Origin of the sequence: Bradyrhizobium sp. 2S1 (genome assembly GCF_011516625.5) — a bacterium.
GTDB classification, from domain to species: Bacteria; Pseudomonadota; Alphaproteobacteria; order Rhizobiales; family Xanthobacteraceae; genus Bradyrhizobium; species Bradyrhizobium septentrionale.
Window position 1 is genome coordinate 7213466 of record NZ_CP147717.1, and the last position, 16050, is coordinate 7229515.

The following is a 16050-nucleotide window of genomic DNA, read 5'->3' on the forward strand; positions in this document are numbered from 1 at the left end:
AGTCAGACTAGTGCGCCATCATCGGCTCGCGCATCGAACGTTCGAGCACCGGATCGATCCGCAGCCGGATCGTGACCAGCGCGCCGATCAGTCCGACGACCGCAAGCAGCAGCAGGCCTGCGGTGAATCCGCCGGTCAGGTCCTTCAGATAGCCCATCGCGAACGGGCCGGCGAAGCCTGAGAGATTGCCGAGTGAGTTGATCGCGGCAATGCCCGCCGCGGCCGAGGCGCCATTCAGGATGCTGGCCGGCATCGGCCAGAACATCGGCGGCACCGACGAAACGCCGATCTGCGCGATGCAGAGCAGGCCGATGATCAGCACCGGACTAGAGACCAGTCCGGCGAGGCCGATGCCGACTGCGGCCAGCGTCAACGCGCCGGCAACATGGTATCGCCGCTCGCCGGTTTTGTCGGAATGGCGGCCGAGCAGGACCATGCCGATCGCGCCGAACACGAAGGGCACGGCGGCGATCAGGCCGGTCTGGGTGTCGGTGACGCCAAACGCCTTGATGATGGTCGGCAGGAAGAACGCGACGCCGTAGCTTGCGGCGTTGAGGCAGAAATACACCAGCGCGCAGGCGAGCACCCGCGAATCGGTGAGCGACTGCAGCACCGAGATGTGCTCCACCGCCTCCTTCTTCTGCCTCTCGATCTCGAGCGTGTTCTGGACCCACTTGATCTCGTCGGGTTGCAGCCAAGTCGCCTGGCGCGGGAAGTCGGGCAGCATGATCAGAACGGCGAAGCCGACCAGCACCGACGGCAGCGCTTCCAAGATGAACAGCCACTGCCACCCGCCCAGACCGGCACCCGACACATTGAGCAGCAGGCCCGAGATCGGCGCGCCGATGATGCTGGAGATCGGGATCGCCAGCATGAACAGGCTGATGACGCGCGCCCGATAGACCGTCGGGAACCAGAGCGTCAGATAGAAGATGATGCCGGGGAAGAAGCCGGCCTCGCAGGCGCCGAGCAGCAGGCGCAGGAAGTAGAAGATCCACTCGCTCGACAGGCCGCTGGCCGCGGACATCTGCGGGATGAAGGCGAATGCCGCGGAGACGATGCCCCAGCTGATCATGATACGGGCGATCCAGCGCCGCGCGCCGAACCGCTCCAGAAGGATGTTGGAGGGCACCTCGAAGAAGAAGTAGCCGATGAAGAACAGTCCCGCGCCGAGCCCGTAAGCGGCTTCGCTCAGCCCGAGCGCGGTGTTCATGTGCAGCTTGGCAAAGCCGACATTGACGCGATCGAGATAGGCCACGAAGTAACACAGGATGAGGAACGGAATCAGCCGCCGCATCATTTTCCCGATCGCGCGCTTCTCGACATCGTCGGTCATCGTTCCCATCCCTTCTGGTTTTTCGATACGGCGGACGGTGGTCGCGCTGTCCGGGCGGCACCTGGTGCAGCCGCAGCGGTCCGTCGCCTTGCCCTTGCAAGTATTGCATTCATTGTTGTGTAATCGACCGCCGCGTGACTAATGGCATTTGGGAATGGAGCCACGGCGAAACTGTCATGATGCACCGCGGTATAAACGCGGGAACTCTGGAGCGTTTTCCAGCGAACTGGATTTCGGTTCGCGTCAGGAAAACGCGTCAAAATAGAATCTAGTACCTACTGTTCTTAAAGCGTGAGTCGTGATTCAAGGTCGGGATGATACCCGAAGCAAGAGAAGTCCACCTTTCGAGGAAAGATCGCAAGGTGCTTGAGGCGTGTTGCCGCTCCCCGGTGACGTTGCAGCGCGATTTGAAGCGGGCGCGGATAGTTCTGTTGGCGGCGGATGGACGCAGCACTCGGTCGATCGCCAAGGAAGTTGGGGTCCAGCCGCGGATTGTCAGCCTTTGGCGGCATCGCTATGCCGACCAAGGCCTTGAAGGGCTGCAAGACAAGCCGCGACCGGGCAAGCAGCCAATCTATACGAAGGCCACCGACAAGCGGATTCTGAAGCTGCTGGACAAGCCGCCGCCGGACGGGTTCGCACGCTGGACCGGGCCCCTGCTGGCCGGGGCGCTGGGCGATGTTGACGTCCAATATGTCTGGCGGTTCCTGCGCAGCCACAAGATTGACCTCGCGGCTCGTAAGTCCTGGTGTGAGAGCAACGACCCGAACTTTACGGCCAAAGCCGCCGATGTTGTCGGCCTCTATGTCGCCCCGCCCGCGAAGGCCATTGTGCTGTGCGTGGACGAGAAGCCCTCGATCCAGGCTTTGGAGCGAGCGCAGGGTTATCTGAAGTTGCCCAATGGCCGCGCCTTGACCGGCCAGAGCCACGATTACAAGCGGCATGGCACCACAACATTGTTTGCGGCGCTCGAAGTCGCCACCGGAAAGATCATCGCGGCGCATTCAAAACGCCGACGCCGCGTCGAGTTTCTCGACTTCATGAACAGCGTCACCGCGGCTTTTCCGAACCGGAAGCTTCACGTCATCCTCGACAACCTCAACACCCACAAGAAGAACGAGCATTGGCTCAAGGCCCACCCCAACGTGCAATTTCATTTCACGCCGACAAGTGCGTCTTGGCTCAATCAGGTCGAGGTATGGTTTTCGATCTTGCAGGGGCAGTCGCTCAGCGGCACCTCCTTCACAAGCCTCACGCAGCTTCAGGAGCACATCGATGCCTACGTCAACGCATACAACGACAGAGCCGAGCCCTTCGTCTGGACCAAGAAAAAGGTCCGTCAACGCCGTTTCAAAGGCCGCCGTATCACTCAGCTCTGATTCTGGGTACTAGAGCCTTGTCCGTTCCGATTTGATCGAAACGGACAAGGCTCTGGCCGGGCAGGATGGTGGCGGGCCGTGATCAATAATCTGAAATTGCGCCAGTTGCGCCTGCTGGTGGCGCTCGACAGCGAGCGCAAGCTGCAGCTGGCCGCCGAACGCCTCAACATCACCCAGTCGGCGGCATCCAAGATGCTGGCCGAGATCGAGGCCGTGGCGCGGGTTCCGTTGTTCGAGCGAACCGCGCGCGGCGTCGAGCCGACGGCCTACGGCTCGATCCTGATCCGCGGCGGCCGGAGCGTGCTGGCCGACCTCGACCGGGTCACCGATGAATTCGCCGGTTACAGGTCGGGCGAGCTCGGCACCGTCTCGGTCGGAACGGTCGCCAAGCCCAGCATCGACCTCGTCGTCGACGTCATGCAGTATCTCGGCGAGAAATTGCACCGGGTGAACATTTCGCTCGATGTCAGCACGAGCCCACCGCTGGTTGCGCGGCTTCTCGCGCTCGAGCTGGATTTCGTCGTTGCGCGAATTCCCGCCGGCGTCGATTCCGGGCAGTTCGACTATCACGAGATCGGCGCCGAGCAGGCCGGCCTGCTGGTTCGCGCCGAGCATCCGCTGGCCGCGCTCGACAGCGTCAATCTGGAAGACACGGTCGACCTGCAATGGATCTCCCAGCCGCGGGAATCCTTCATGCGCCAGGCGCTCGAGCGGCTGTTCTACAGCCGGGGCATCGCGCCGCCGCAGCGCATGATCAACACCGAATCCTTCTCCGCGTCGATTGGAATTGCCGCGGGGATCGATGCGATCGTGCCGGTGCCGTTGCTGATCTTCGATCTGCTCGATCCGCAGCGCTTCAAGATGCTGCGCATCCGCGACCAGCTGATGCTCGAGAGCTACGGGCTGATCAAGCTGCGCAGGCGCGCGCTGTCGCCGGCCGCGATGCTGGTGTTCGATGCGATGATGCGGCTTGGCGTCGAGAGCGGCCGGCAGGCGTCGTCCGCCTGACGTCGGCCGCAGCCGTCCTCAGCGGAACATGCTGCGCAGGTTCTGGGCGATCTCGAACAGCGCCGGATTGTGCTTCACCGCGCGCTTGGCGCGGTTGATGGCCGACAATGCGCTGGCCGCCGGCTTGCCGCGCAGGCTGAGCGGAATGAAGCTGTCGACGATCGCTTCGTCGTCCTTGCAGAACAGCCGCTTGTACTCGTCCGAGCCGATGCCGAGATCGAAGGCGCGGTAGTCCTGGCCGGCATGGCGATCGATGATGTCGCGCATCAGGATCAGGCCGGGGCTGAACTTGGCATTGGCCGATATCGTGTAGGTGTTGAACATCATCGAGAAGCGATGACCGTCGGACACGCCGGCGAAGATCGCGATCACTTCCTCGTCGCACTCCAGCGCGTGGATGTCGATCGCATAGCCCTTGCCGTCGCCGCGCGGCGCCAGGCAGGCGGTGCGGATGAACTGCTCGATGCCCGGCTCGGCGAACACGTTCGGCAGCTTCTGTTCGGCCATGCGCTGCGGCTTGACGCGGAAGAACCAGTCGAGCAGGCGGCAGACGTCGGCGCTGTCGGCCGCGACGTGATAGCGGTAGCCGGGCAGCGGCTGCAGCTTGCGCTCCTTGCCCTTGAGGCGGCGGCGGAACGAGTTGCTGATCAGTGTCGCGGGTGCCGCGCCGGGCTCGATCACCAGCAGCGGGCAGTCGTTGACCGAGGGTTGATGCGGCAGCAGCGCCAGCGGATTCGGCAGCTCCTGCCAGCGCAGCGGCTGCTGGCACAGCACCAGCGCATCGGCGCGGGACCGTTCGGCGATCGAGCCGATCAGGGCCGTGATGTCGGCCTCGGTCGCGTTGGCGGCGAAATCCTTCTCGCACAGCGCCATGTTGAAGGTCGCGTGCTTGCCGCCCATGAAGCTCGCGCAATTCGCGCCTAGGCGCTGCTCGATGGCGAGCGGCAACAGCAGCAGCGGCCGGCGCTCGCTGTCATGGGCGACGACGATGAAGGGCCGCAGGCCCTCGCGCTCGCCGACCTGGCGCTGCCAGTTGGCGAGGAAATCGAAGCGCTGATATGGGGTGTAGGAATGCTGCGGTGTCTCGAGACTGCGCCAGGTCGCCTCGGCCGCCGTGAGATCATGAAAGATATCGACGCCGGCGACGCGGGTTGCGTTCGGCCACGTTCGCGTCCCCGCCGTCTGGCCTTCAATTGCCGCCGCCATGACCATCTCGGAACCCAAATTTCTTAAGGTATTAATTTACAGTTCTCGGCTGGGGCCGACCTTCGCAGGGAAATGTCAACAAAGAGTAATAACAATGCCGCGGCGGGGCGTGGGAACCGCCGGACAGAGGCGGGAATCTTGGCGCCGGACAACGGGATTTTGCGACGGGCCCGGATGGAGCTCGCGTATTTCAGTGGCGCCTTCCGCCTGCGCGAGCGCGAGGCCGGCGGCGCCGGAGTGATCCTGCGCTTCGCGCGCGTCCGCCCTAATCGCCGGGGCCGGTTCCAGCCGCTGAAGTCCCAGGAGGTCACGCCGGCCTTCCTCGATCGCACGATCCGTGCGCTGAAGCGCTGGCGCTACGACATCGTCGGGATCGAGGAGGCCTGCCGCCGCGCGGTGACCTTGCCGGAGCACCGGCGCTTTGCCTGCCTGACTTTCGACGGCGCCAGCAAAGACATCCTCACGCATGCCTATCCGGTGCTCGCCCGGCACGGCGTCCCCTTCACGCTCTATCTGCCGACGGCGTTTCCCGATGGCGTGGGCGTGGCGTGGTGGCTGGCGCTCGAGGACATCATCGCGCGCGAAAGCCGCATCAGCCTGATGATCGACGGCAGGGAACGGCACTTCGGGGTCGCGACGCTGTCCGACAAGTATGAGCTGTTCGACTTTCTGTCCGGCTGGCTGCGCAAGCTGCCGCCGTCGGATTTGTCGTATGCGGTGAATGATCTCGGCCGGTGCTATGCGGCCGACGCGGCGCAGATGTCGCGCAGCACCTCGCTCGACTGGCAGGATCTCGCGAAGCTTGCGGCCGATCCAAACGTGACGTTCGGCAGCGCCACGGTGAACTATTCCGTGCTGTCGAACCTCCGCGACGCCGACGCACATCGCGAGATGGCGATGGGGGAAGGCGGTGGCCGAGAGCGCGCTGCGGCGGCCGGTCCCGCATTTCGCCTATCCGTTCGGGGACCGCGACGCGTTCCGCCGTCCGCATGTGGTGATGGCCGAGGAGGCCGGCTTTGCCAGCGCGGTGTCGACCATATCGGGTGTCGTCGAGGCGCAAGGACGCACCAACCTCCATGCACTGCCGCGCATCGCATGGGATGGCCGCGTGCACTCACTGCGGATCATGCGGGTGCTGCTGTCCGGCGTGATGTTTCCGCCGGTGCAGCCGACGCGGCATGCGCGCGATCAGGCCGCGATCTAGGCGCGGTCGGGCCGCGACATCCAGGAGACGATCGGCATCGCCGGTAGCACCCAGCCGAGACCCGCGACGACGTAGAAGATCGCCTGCAGCAGCCCCGAATTGGCGAGCCACGGCGTTTGGGCGATCGTCATGCCAAGCAGCGACCACACCACGACCAGGATGAGCAGGGCGATGGTTCCGAGCAGTTTGCGGGTGCGTATGGCCATGGCGGATATGTATGACTCGTGATTGAGAGCGTTTTCGAGCGAAGTGGACACCGGTTCGCGTCAAGAAAACGCGTCAAAACAAGATTCCGGAGCTTCGTTCCGAAGTATCGGAACGAGGCTTCAGGCGGCGCTTGCGCCGCTGATAGGGCGGACTATAAGGGGCGCGAAAATCCAATCAAGTCAGGGCGAAATGGCCGGTACTTCCGCAAAGACATCGCAGCTCCGCGCCGTCAGGATCTGGCTGTTCACAGTCGCTGCCCTGATCGCGCTGATGGTGCTGGTCGGCGGTGCCACGCGGCTCACCGAGTCTGGCCTGTCGATCGTCGAATGGAAGCCCGTGACCGGCGCGCTGCCGCCGCTGACCGAGGCGCAGTGGACGCAGGCCTTCGAGGGCTACAAGACCATCCCGCAATACCGCGAGCTCAACGCCGGGATGACGCTTGATCAGTTCAAGACGATCTTCTGGTGGGAGTGGAGCCACCGGCTGCTCGGTCGGGTGATCGGCGCCGCCTATCTGCTGCCGTTCCTGTATTTCCTGTGGCGCGGCGCGGTGAGCGGCGAACTTGGCCGGCGGCTGTGGATCATCTTCGGCCTCGGCGCGCTGCAGGGCGGCGTCGGCTGGTGGATGGTCGCGTCCGGTCTCTCGGAGCGCCTCGAGGTGTCGCAATATCGTCTGGCGACGCACCTGGTGCTGGCGCTGTTGATCTTTGCGGCGATCGTCTGGACGCTGCGGCGATTGACCGATCGTCCGTCCGTGATCGCGCCGCTCAGGCTGAAGATCACGAGTGCGGTGCTGCTGGTGCTGACCTTCGTGCAGCTCTATTTCGGCGCGCTGGTCGCGGGCCTGCGCGCGGGCAGGGTCTACAACACCTGGCCCGAGATCGACGGCGGCTTGATTCCGTCGGCTGACCGTCTCTGGTTCGAGACGCCGTGGTGGCGCAACCTGTTCGACAACACGCTGACGGTGCAATTCGAGCACCGCATGACCGCCTATCTGCTGTTCGCGCTGGCGATCGCACATGCGATCGATGCCGTGCGCGCGCGCGCCGGAGGGGCGGTGATCGCGGGGGCCTGGTGGCTGGTTGCGGCGATCACTCTACAGGCGACGCTCGGCATCCTGACGCTGCTGCATCAGGTGCCGATTGATCTGGCGTTGACGCACCAGGCGGTCGCGATCGTCGTGCTGACGCTCGCGGTGCTGCAGGCCGAGCGCTTCGCGGTACGCCGGACCGAGCGGGACCAGCCGACCCTTGTTCCGGTCGGCCAGGCCGGTTGATTCCTCAACCCGGTTGATCCTTCAACCTCTCTGATCCATCAAGAGAGATAGTCGAGCCCGATATCGAGCGCGGCCGAGCTGTGGGTCACCCAGCCGACCGAGATCAAATCGACGCCGGTCGCGGCAATCGCCGCGGCGGTCGCTGCGGTGATGCGGCCGGAGGCCTCGGTGATCGCCTTGCCGCGCGTCATCTGAACCGCCTGGCTGAGTTGCTCCGTCGTCATGTTGTCGAGCAGGACCGCGTCGACGCCGAGCGCCAGCGCCTCCTCGAGCTGCGACAGCGTGTCGACCTCGACCTCGATCTTGACGAGATGACCGGCATTGGCCTTGGCGCGCTCGATCGCGGTGCGGATGCCGCCGGCAAGCGCAATGTGGTTGTCCTTGATCAGCACGGCATCATCGAGCCCGAAGCGGTGATTGCCGCCGCCGCCGGCGCGCACCGCATATTTCTCGAGCGCCCGCAGTCCCGGCGTGGTCTTGCGGGTGCAGACGATTTGCGCGCGCGTGCCTGCGACCGCCTTGACCAGCGTCGCCGTTGCGGTCGAGACGCCGCTCAGATGGCAGAGGAAGTTGAGCGCGGTTCGTTCCGCGGTGAGCAGGCTGCGGGCCGGGCCGTCGATGATCGCGATGACCTGGTCGGGTTCGACCGCGCTGCCGTCGGGCCGCTCGGCGCGCAGCGTGATGGAAGGCGACACCGTCTGGAACGCGGTGCGGGCCACGTCGAGCCCCGCGATCACGCCGGGCTGCCGCGCCCGCATCACCAGCCGCGCCTGCTGGGTGGCCGGTACGATCGCATCTGCCGTGATATCGCCCGCACGGCCGAGGTCCTCGCGCAGGGCGGTCTGCACGATCGGCTCGTAGATCAGCGGCAACAGGGGATTGAGGGTCATGAGCGGGCACTCCTGGCTGGCAGCTTGGACTCGACGATGTCGCGCGCGGCGGCGAGCGCCTCGTCACGGGTGAGGGACGACGGAGCCGCCGACAAAGCGGTGTGCGGGAAATCGGTGCGGAAATGACCGCCACGGCTTTCCTCGCGTCGGATCGCGGCAACCGCGATCATCAATCCGACCAGCGCTGCGTCGGATGCCGCACTCTGACCGCGCGCGAGCGGAGTGAGGCCGCGGATCGTGCGTGCGATGCCGTCGTGGTCGCGCAGCACGCCGAGCCCCTGGGAGAGGATCGGCCGCACGGCGGAGGGATCGGAGGCAGGCGGCAACGCCTCGTCGCGCAGCATCGCGCGCGGACCCGCGCTCACGCCTTCGATGCTTTCGGCGACCCAGCGCGCGCAGACGATCGCTTCCATCAGCGAGTTGCTGGCGAGCCGGTTGGCGCCGTGCAGTCCGGTACGCGCGGCTTCACCGCAGGCCCACAGGCCCTGCACGGTGCTGCGTCCATAACCGTCCACCGCGATGCCGCCCATGTGATAGTGCACCGCCGGCCGGATCGGGATCGGATCGCAGGCCGGATCGATGCCGGCCATCTTGCAGAACGCGCTGATCACGGGATAGCGCGGCGCAAAATCCGCGCCCGGATGTTTGCGCGCATCGAGGAAGGTGCGATGTCCTGCAGCACGATGGCGCCAGACCGCGCGCGCGACGATGTCGCGTGGCGCGAGCTCGGCGCCGGGCTGGTCGGCCATGAAGCGCTGCCCGGTCTCGTCGATCAGCACTGCGCCGTCGCCGCGGATCGCCTCGGTTAACAGCGGCATCGGCCGTGACGGCCCATCGAAGGCGGTCGGATGAAACTGGACGAATTCGATATCCGAGAGTGTTGCGCCGGCATGTGCCGCGAGCGCGAGCCCCTGACCGAAGCATCCGCCCGGATTGGTGCTGTCGGCGAACAGCCCGCCAATGCCGCCGGTCGCAATCACCACGCGATTGGTGACGATCGTCAGCGCGCCGCTTGCGTTGGCTGCAAGCACGCCCCTGAGCGCATTGTCCTCGACCAGCAGCCGGCGCGCCTCGACGCCTTCAAGCAGCGTGATCGATGGCGTCCGGCGGACCGCTGAAATCAGCGCGCGCATGATCTCGCGGCCGGTGCCGTCGCCGGTGGCGTGCACGATGCGGTTGCGGCCGTGCGCGGCCTCGAGCCCGAGGCGCCAGCTGCCGTCGGCGCGCCGGTCGAATGCGACGCCGAGTTCGGCAAGGTGCTCAACGGCGGAGGGTGCGGCATGAACGATCCGGGACGCTGCGGCCGCATCGCAGAGGCCGGCACCGGCTGCAAGCGTATCGGCCAGATGCAGGGCAGGGGTGTCGTCTGCGCCGACCGGCGCTGCGAGGCCGCCCTGCGCCCACATGCTGGAGGCTTCCGCGCCGAGCGGCGATTTCGACAGCAGCACGACCGGCTCGGGCGCGAGCTGAAGCGCGGTCATCAGCCCCGCGGCGCCGCCGCCGATGATGACCGGGCGGCCGTCGAGATCGGAAATGTCGGTGCTCATATCGCCAGCATCCTTTCGACACTCCTGCGCGCACGATCGGCGATCGCGGGGTCGATCGTGACCTCGTGCTGATTGGTCTCCAGTGCGTGGCGGATGTTCTTCAGCGTGATCCGCTTCATGTGCGGGCAGAGATTGCAGGGGCGGACGAAGTCGATATCCGGATTGCGCGCCGCGATGTTGTCGCTCATCGAGCACTCCGTCAGCAGCACGACGCGGGGCGGTCGCTTGGTCTCGACGAACGACTGCATCGCTGCCGTCGATCCCGAAAAGTCAGCTTCGGCGACGACTTCGGGCGGGCATTCCGGATGCGCCAGGATGGTGACGTCGGGGTGATTTTCACGCAGCTGGCGCACGTCGTCGGCGGTGAACAGCTCGTGCACCTCGCAATGGCCTTTCCAGGCGATGATCTTCTTGCTGGTCTGTTTCGCGATGTTCTGCGCCAGATATTCATCCGGCAGCATGATGACGCGCTCGGCGCCGAGCGATTCTACCACCTTCAGCGCGTTGCCCGAGGTGCAGCAGATATCGGACTCCGCCTTCACCGCGGTCGAGGTGTTGACATAGGCGACGACGGGCGCGTCTGGATAGCGCGCGCGCATCAGCCGCACGTCAGCCGGCGTGATGGAATCCGCCAGCGAGCAGCCGGCCTTCAGGTCGGGGATCAGCACGGTCTTGGCCGGATTGAGCAGCTTTGCCGTCTCGGCCATGAAGTGCACGCCGGCGAGCACGATGACATCGGCGTCGACCTTGGTCGCCTCGCGCGCGAGCAGGAGGCTGTCGCCGACGATATCGGCGACGCCGTGGAAGATTTCCGGTGTCTGGTAATTGTGCGCCAGCACCACCGCATTGCGGCGGCGTTTCAGCGCGAGGATCGCATCGACGTCCTCGGCGAAAGTGGCCCATTCGAACGGCGGGATGACGCGCTTGACGCGCTCATAGAGCGGTGCAGTGCGGGCGAGCAGATCGGTATCGAGTGCAACCATTTATACTCTCCGTGAGCATAAGATGGCTTATACTTATCCTGAGCATAAGGCGTGTCAAGTGCGCGAAAGCGGCAGCTTGGTGCCGGCGACGGCCCGTTCGGCCAGCACGGCATGGCGGAAGCGGAACAGCTTGGCCGGCCGTCCGACGGTATCGGCGGCCATTGCGCCAGTTTCTTCAACGAGTTCCTGCTGCTCGATGAGCCGGCGGAAGTTCTGCTTGTGGACCAGCCGGCCTGCGAGCGCCTCAACACTGCGTTGCAGTTGCAGCAGGGTGAACTCGGCGGGCATCAGCTCGAATACCACAGGGCGGTATTTGATTTTGGCGCGCAGCCGCGCGATGCCGGTTGCGAGAATGCGGCGATGATCCGCCGTCATCGGTTTTCCTGGTATGACCAATGCCTCGCGGGCTTGCGCACGGCCCGCCTCCGGGATCAGCCCGGCCTCGTAGAGCAGCTCGTAGCGCTGCAGCACCAGCTCTTCGTTCCAGTCGCGGTCATCGAGGCCGAAGGTGATGGCGCAGCGCTGCCAGCGCTCGCGCTGCAGCGTCGGTGACGGCGCCGCTTTCGCCCAGGCTTTCAGTTTCGGCGCAATCAGTTTGGCGACGAACGCCGGCGCGCCGGCGCGATGATCCTCCCAGGGAAAGTAGTCGTACCAGCCGGACCAGTGCGCCTCGAAACCTTCGCCGACCTTGTCCTCGCGGGTCAGGCCGAGATAGCTGATCGAAACGCTGTGCGGCGACCTGGCGTCGCCGGACCGGCCGCGGTCGGCGAAGGTGTAGAGCTGTTCGACATAGCCGAGCGGGTGGCCGGTCTGGGCCTCGACCCAGGCCCGCAACGCGGTCTGCAGCGAGCGGTGGGTGAACTCGAACGGGCCGCTCGGCAGCGCGGCGCCGCCGGCGATGGTTACGATCTTGGGCGTGCCGTCGGTGACGGCGACCAGCACCGCGACGAGATCGGCGGTGATCGAGTTCCCCGAAGCGCCTGCGCTGGTTTTCTGCGGCGATCTGGCCACGCTCGTCCCGCGCTAGCAGTAGCCGTAGACGCCGCAGGCGTAGGGCAGGCGGTCCCAGTAGGTCACATAGGCGCCGCCGTAATAGGGGCCGAAATAGTTGTAGGAATGCCAGTTGCCGTAATAGCCGGGCAGCGACGACGATCCCGGCAGCAGCGGTTCACCCACCACGTACGGGATGTACGGCTCGGCGTTCAGCGGGATCACCTCAGGCTCGACCACCACGAGCTGGCGTCCGCGCCGCACATAGGTCGGCGGCGCGATGGTGGTGCGGTAGGCGTAGTTCCGGCGCGGCAGGCCAGCCGGCAATTGGCGCGCGGCCTTGACGGTTGTGCTCTTGGCGACGACAGGGCCGTCGGCGGCGTCAACAGGCGGAATCGCAAGCAGGGCGATCGCGAGCGGCAATATCCAGCGCAGCATCAATGGTCTCCCGAATCATCCGGAGCCTATCACTGCCACTTTATGCCGGATTGAGCGTTAACAAGAGACCCGTCGTTTTAGGCAAGGTTACTGGAGCGATGCGGTGCACCGCTCCGGAACAAGCGCGGGATCAGGCGCGCAGGGCCTCGTCCAGGTCCGCAATCAGGTCTTCCTTGTCCTCGATGCCGATCGAGAGCCGGACCACGTCGGGTGCCGCGCCCGACTTCACCTTGGCGGCGTCGTCGAGCTGGCTGTGGGTGGTGGAGGCCGGGTGGATCACCAGCGAGCGGGTGTCGCCGACATTGGCGAGATGCGAGAACAGTTTCAGGTTCGACACCAGATTGACGCCGGCGTCATAGCCGCCCTTGAGGCTGAAGGTGAACACCGCGCCGGCGCCCTTCGGCGCGTATTTGCGCTGCAGGGCGTTATACCGGTCACCGGGCAGCCCGGCGTAGTTCACCGCCGACACGGCCGGGTGGGTGGAGAGGAATTCCGCCACCGCCTTGGCGTTGTCGCAGTGCTTCTGCATGCGCAGCGGCAGCGTCTCGATGCCGGTCAGAATCATGAAGGCGTTGAACGGCGACAGCGCGGGGCCAAGGTCGCGCAGCCCGAGCACCCGGCAGGCGATCGCGAAGGCGAAATTGCCAAAGGTCTCCTGGATCCGGATGCCGTGATATTCCGGGCGCGGCTCGCTCAGCATCGGATATTTGTTGTCCTTCGACCAGTCGAAGGTGCCGGCGTCGACGATGATGCCGCCGAGCGAGTTGCCGTGACCGCCGAGGAACTTGGTCAGGGAGTGCACGACGATGTCGGCGCCGTGATCGATCGGCTTGATCAGATAGGGCGAGGCCAGCGTGTTGTCGACGATCAGCGGCACGCCGGCCTTGCGCGCAACGGCGGCGATCGCCTCGATATCGGTGATGCTGCCGGCGGGGTTGGCGATCGACTCGATGAAGATCGCCTTGGTGTGCGGCGTCACCGCGCGCTCGAAGCTTTCGATCTCGTCGGGATCGGCCCAGGCCACGTTCCAGCCGAACGCCTTGAAGGCATGGGTGAACTGGTTGATCGAGCCGCCATAGAGCTTGCGTGCCGCAATGATCTCGTCGCCGGGCCGGAGCAGCTGCTGCAGCACGACGAGCTGCGCGGCGTGGCCGGAGGCAACCGCAAGTGCCGCGGTGCCGCCCTCCAGCGCTGCGACGCGTTCCTCGAGCACCGCGTTGGTCGGGTTGCCGATGCGGGTATAGATGTTGCCGAACGCCTGCAGGCCGAACAGCGAGGCGGCGTGGTCGGCGTCGTTGAAGACGAATGACGTGGTCTGGTAGATCGGCGTCGCCCGCGCGCCGGTGGTGGGATCAGGCTGTGCGCCGGCGTGCACGGCGAGGGTGGAAAATCCCGGAACGCGATCGGTCATTCTTTTTTGTCCTGTTCTGGCCTGGTCGAAACGCGCGGCATGCTGATGGCGGCGGCGCCCGCCGTCAAGCGAGTTGGGCACGCCGCCAGTTTTGGGAGGGGCATCCCACGCTATACCGGGCAATCGGAAGGAATATTCCGCTGCGATGTCAGCTCGTCTCGGTCTTGTTCTTCGCCGCGCGGTCGGATGCCGCGGTCTGGCCGCCGCCAAAACTCGTGCGGTTGAGCGACAGCCGCATACCCTGCGTCGGGATCGGCGCGCGCTTGGAACTGAGCGTGCGCGAGTTGACGCCCATCCAGGAGATCTCAGACGACAGCCGGCCATATTCGATCTTCGGGCAGCGATTCATCACCACCTTGAGGCCCGCGGCTTCCGCCTTCTCGGCCGCGGCATCGTCGCGTGCGCCAAGCTGCATCCAGATCACCTTCGGCGGCGGCGACAATTTCAGCGCCTCGTCGACGACGGGCATGATGTGGCTCGAATTGCGGAAGATGTCGATCATGTCGATCGGGCGACCGATGTCCGCAAGCGAAGCGACGAACGGCTTGCCCATCAGCGACTTGCCGACATGGCCGGGATTGACCGGGATCATGTCGTAGCCGCGCTGCGCCAGATATTTGAAGGCAAAATAGCTCGGCCGCACGTTGACCGGCGAGGCGCCGACCATCGCGATCGACTTCACGCTGTTCAGGATGCTGCGGATGTAGTTGTCGTCGTAAGCGTCGTGATTCATTTTTCTTCCGGTTTGTCATTCCGGGGCGATGCGGAGCATCGAACCCGGAATCTCGAGATTCCGGGTTCTCGCTTCGCGAGCCCCGGAATGACGCCCAAAGAGGGCGTTATTTGTCCTGCCACTTCGGATCGCGCTTCTCGATGAAGGCGCCGATGCCTTCCTCGGCGTCGCGCGCCATCATGTTCTCGGTCATCACCTCGGCGGCGAAGCGATAGGCCTCAGTGAGGCTCATCTCGGCCTGGCGATAGAACGCCTCCTTGCCGAGCTTGACGGTGTAGGCCGATTTCAGCGCGACCTTCTCGGCCAGCGCGATCGCGGCGTCGCGTTCGGTACCTGCTGATACCACGCGGTTGATCAGGCCGATGCTCTGCGCCGTTGCCGCTGAGATCGGCTCGCCCGTGAGCAGCATCTCCATCGCCTGCTTGCGCGGCACGTTGCGCGACAGCGCCACCATCGGCGTCGAGCAGAACAGCCCGATGTCGACGCCGGGCGTCGCAAACGTCGCGGCCTCGGATGCAATTGCGAGGTCGCAGCTGGCGACGAGCTGGCAGCCTGCCGCCGTCGCGACGCCCTGCACGGCGGCGACAACCGGCTTCGGCAGGTGCACGATGGCCTGCATCATCGCGCTGCATGCGTTCATGATCTCGGCGAAATAGGCGCGGCCGCGGTCGGCATCGCTGCGGCGCGCGGTCAGCTCCTTCATGTCGTGGCCGGCGGAGTAGGCCGGGCCGTTGGCTGCGAGCACGACGCCGCGGATGGCTTTGTCGTCACGGATATCATTCAGCGCAGCGTGCATCTCGCGGATCAGGCCTTCGGAGAGGCTGTTGCGCGCCGCGGGGCGATTGAGCGTCAGTAACGCGATACTGCCGACGGTCTCGCGCAGCAGGATTGGCTGATGTTGCGGCGCTTCGGCGCGGGCAGCTTGGGCGGACATGGTGAAATTCCACTTTGGTCTCTATGACAACTTAATGTAACAGGCAGGCTGAAGCGAGGGCAGGGACGGCATGGCGATTGCGAAAATGAGCGTGGCTGAGCTGGAGGAGTTCCTGCGCAAGGAATTTCCGCAGGCGTTCACCCACGACGACATCAGGATCGAAAGCGCCGACGGCGAGACGGCCCTGCTGCGCCAGCGCTTCAGCGAGCGCATGTTGCGGCCCGGCGGCACGGTGTCCGGCCCGACCCTGATGGGACTGGCGGATTTCGCGATGTATGTGGTGCTGCTGTCGGCCATCGGGCCGATCGGCCTTGCCGTCACCACCAACCTCAACATCAACTTCCTGCGCAAGGGCCAGCCGAGCCAGGATGTGCTCGCGGTCGCCAAGCTGCTCAAGCTCGGCAAGCGGCTTGCGGTCGGCGAGGTGAACCTGCTGTCCGGCACTTCGCCCGATCCGATCGCCCACGTCACGGCGACCTATTCCATTCCAAATCAATAGGCTTTTTCGC

General features: G+C 65.2%; 15 protein-coding genes and 1 pseudogene. 5 read left to right on the forward strand and 11 right to left on the reverse strand.

The features are described from left to right. Positions 1–7: 7 nt before the first annotated feature. A complete protein-coding gene (locus HAP54_RS33920) occupies positions 8–1345 on the reverse strand; it encodes an MFS transporter (protein ID WP_166294693.1) in 1338 nt (445 codons plus the stop codon). Positions 1346–1650: 305 nt separating this feature from the next. On the opposite strand from HAP54_RS33920, the gene HAP54_RS33925 reads away from it, so the two are divergent. Both HAP54_RS33925 and HAP54_RS33930 read left to right on the forward strand, forming a co-directional pair. After that, positions 1651–2715 (forward strand): IS630 family transposase, encoded by a 1065-nt coding sequence (locus HAP54_RS33925; RefSeq protein WP_166204319.1) that lies wholly within the window; start codon positions 1651–1653, stop codon positions 2713–2715. Positions 2716–2793: 78 nt separating this feature from the next. Further along, on the forward strand, positions 2794–3723 hold the full coding sequence (locus HAP54_RS33930) for a LysR family transcriptional regulator (protein WP_166294695.1): 930 nt from the start codon (positions 2794–2796) through the stop codon (positions 3721–3723). Between the two features lie 18 nt (positions 3724–3741). On the opposite strand, the gene HAP54_RS33935 is transcribed toward HAP54_RS33930, so the two are convergent. After that, complete coding sequence (locus tag HAP54_RS33935) at positions 3742–4935, reverse strand: GNAT family N-acetyltransferase (protein ID WP_166294697.1); 1194 nt, start codon at positions 4933–4935, stop codon at positions 3742–3744. A gap of 132 nt (positions 4936–5067) precedes the next feature. Here HAP54_RS33935 and HAP54_RS33940 point away from each other — a divergent pair. Next, positions 5068–6133: pseudogene (locus HAP54_RS33940) on the forward strand (polysaccharide deacetylase family protein). On the opposite strand, the gene HAP54_RS33945 reads toward HAP54_RS33940, so the two are convergent. Further along, positions 6130–6339, reverse strand: coding sequence for a DUF2842 domain-containing protein (locus HAP54_RS33945; RefSeq protein WP_029082837.1), 210 nt, complete (start codon positions 6337–6339; stop codon positions 6130–6132). The pseudogene HAP54_RS33940 and the gene HAP54_RS33945 overlap by 4 nt on opposite strands. Positions 6340–6529: 190 nt before the next feature. Between HAP54_RS33945 and HAP54_RS33950 the strand changes: the two genes are divergently transcribed. After that, positions 6530–7615, forward strand: a complete 1086-nt coding sequence (locus HAP54_RS33950; RefSeq protein ID WP_166294699.1) for a COX15/CtaA family protein — start codon at positions 6530–6532, stop codon at positions 7613–7615. A 38-nt stretch (positions 7616–7653) separates the two neighbouring features. On the opposite strand, the gene nadC is transcribed toward HAP54_RS33950, so the two are convergent. The 8 genes from nadC to HAP54_RS33990 form a co-directional block, all read right to left on the reverse strand. Beyond that, positions 7654–8505 carry a carboxylating nicotinate-nucleotide diphosphorylase gene (gene nadC / locus HAP54_RS33955; RefSeq protein WP_166294701.1) on the reverse strand — a complete coding sequence of 284 codons (852 nt, stop codon included), beginning with the start codon at positions 8503–8505 and terminating at the stop codon, positions 7654–7656. Further along, positions 8502–10052 (reverse strand): L-aspartate oxidase, encoded by a 1551-nt coding sequence (locus tag HAP54_RS33960; protein ID WP_166294703.1) that lies wholly within the window; start codon positions 10050–10052, stop codon positions 8502–8504. Before HAP54_RS33960 ends, nadC begins: the two co-directional genes overlap by 4 nt. Next, positions 10049–11035 carry a quinolinate synthase NadA gene (gene nadA / locus HAP54_RS33965; RefSeq protein ID WP_166294704.1) on the reverse strand — a complete coding sequence of 329 codons (987 nt, stop codon included), beginning with the start codon at positions 11033–11035 and terminating at the stop codon, positions 10049–10051. Before nadA ends, HAP54_RS33960 begins: the two co-directional genes overlap by 4 nt. Before the next feature lie 54 nt (positions 11036–11089). Beyond that, the gene (locus HAP54_RS33970) at positions 11090–12046 is read right to left on the reverse strand and encodes an NUDIX hydrolase (protein WP_166294706.1); all 957 of its coding nucleotides are present in this window, start codon (positions 12044–12046) and stop codon (positions 11090–11092) included. Between the two features lie 12 nt (positions 12047–12058). Further along, complete coding sequence (locus tag HAP54_RS33975; protein ID WP_166294708.1) at positions 12059–12463, reverse strand: hypothetical protein; 405 nt, start codon at positions 12461–12463, stop codon at positions 12059–12061. Positions 12464–12593: 130 nt separating this feature from the next. Continuing rightward, complete coding sequence (locus HAP54_RS33980) at positions 12594–13874, reverse strand: O-acetylhomoserine aminocarboxypropyltransferase (protein WP_166294710.1); 1281 nt, start codon at positions 13872–13874, stop codon at positions 12594–12596. 148 nt (positions 13875–14022) lie between these two features. Continuing rightward, positions 14023–14607, reverse strand: coding sequence for a CoA-binding protein (locus HAP54_RS33985; protein WP_166294712.1), 585 nt, complete (start codon positions 14605–14607; stop codon positions 14023–14025). Between the two features lie 106 nt (positions 14608–14713). Next, positions 14714–15541 (reverse strand): enoyl-CoA hydratase, encoded by an 828-nt coding sequence (locus HAP54_RS33990; RefSeq protein ID WP_166294714.1) that lies wholly within the window; start codon positions 15539–15541, stop codon positions 14714–14716. A 70-nt stretch (positions 15542–15611) separates the two neighbouring features. Between HAP54_RS33990 and HAP54_RS33995 the strand changes: the two genes are divergently transcribed. After that, the gene (locus HAP54_RS33995) at positions 15612–16040 is read left to right on the forward strand and encodes a PaaI family thioesterase (RefSeq protein WP_166294715.1); all 429 of its coding nucleotides are present in this window, start codon (positions 15612–15614) and stop codon (positions 16038–16040) included. Positions 16041–16050 lie beyond the last annotated feature (10 nt).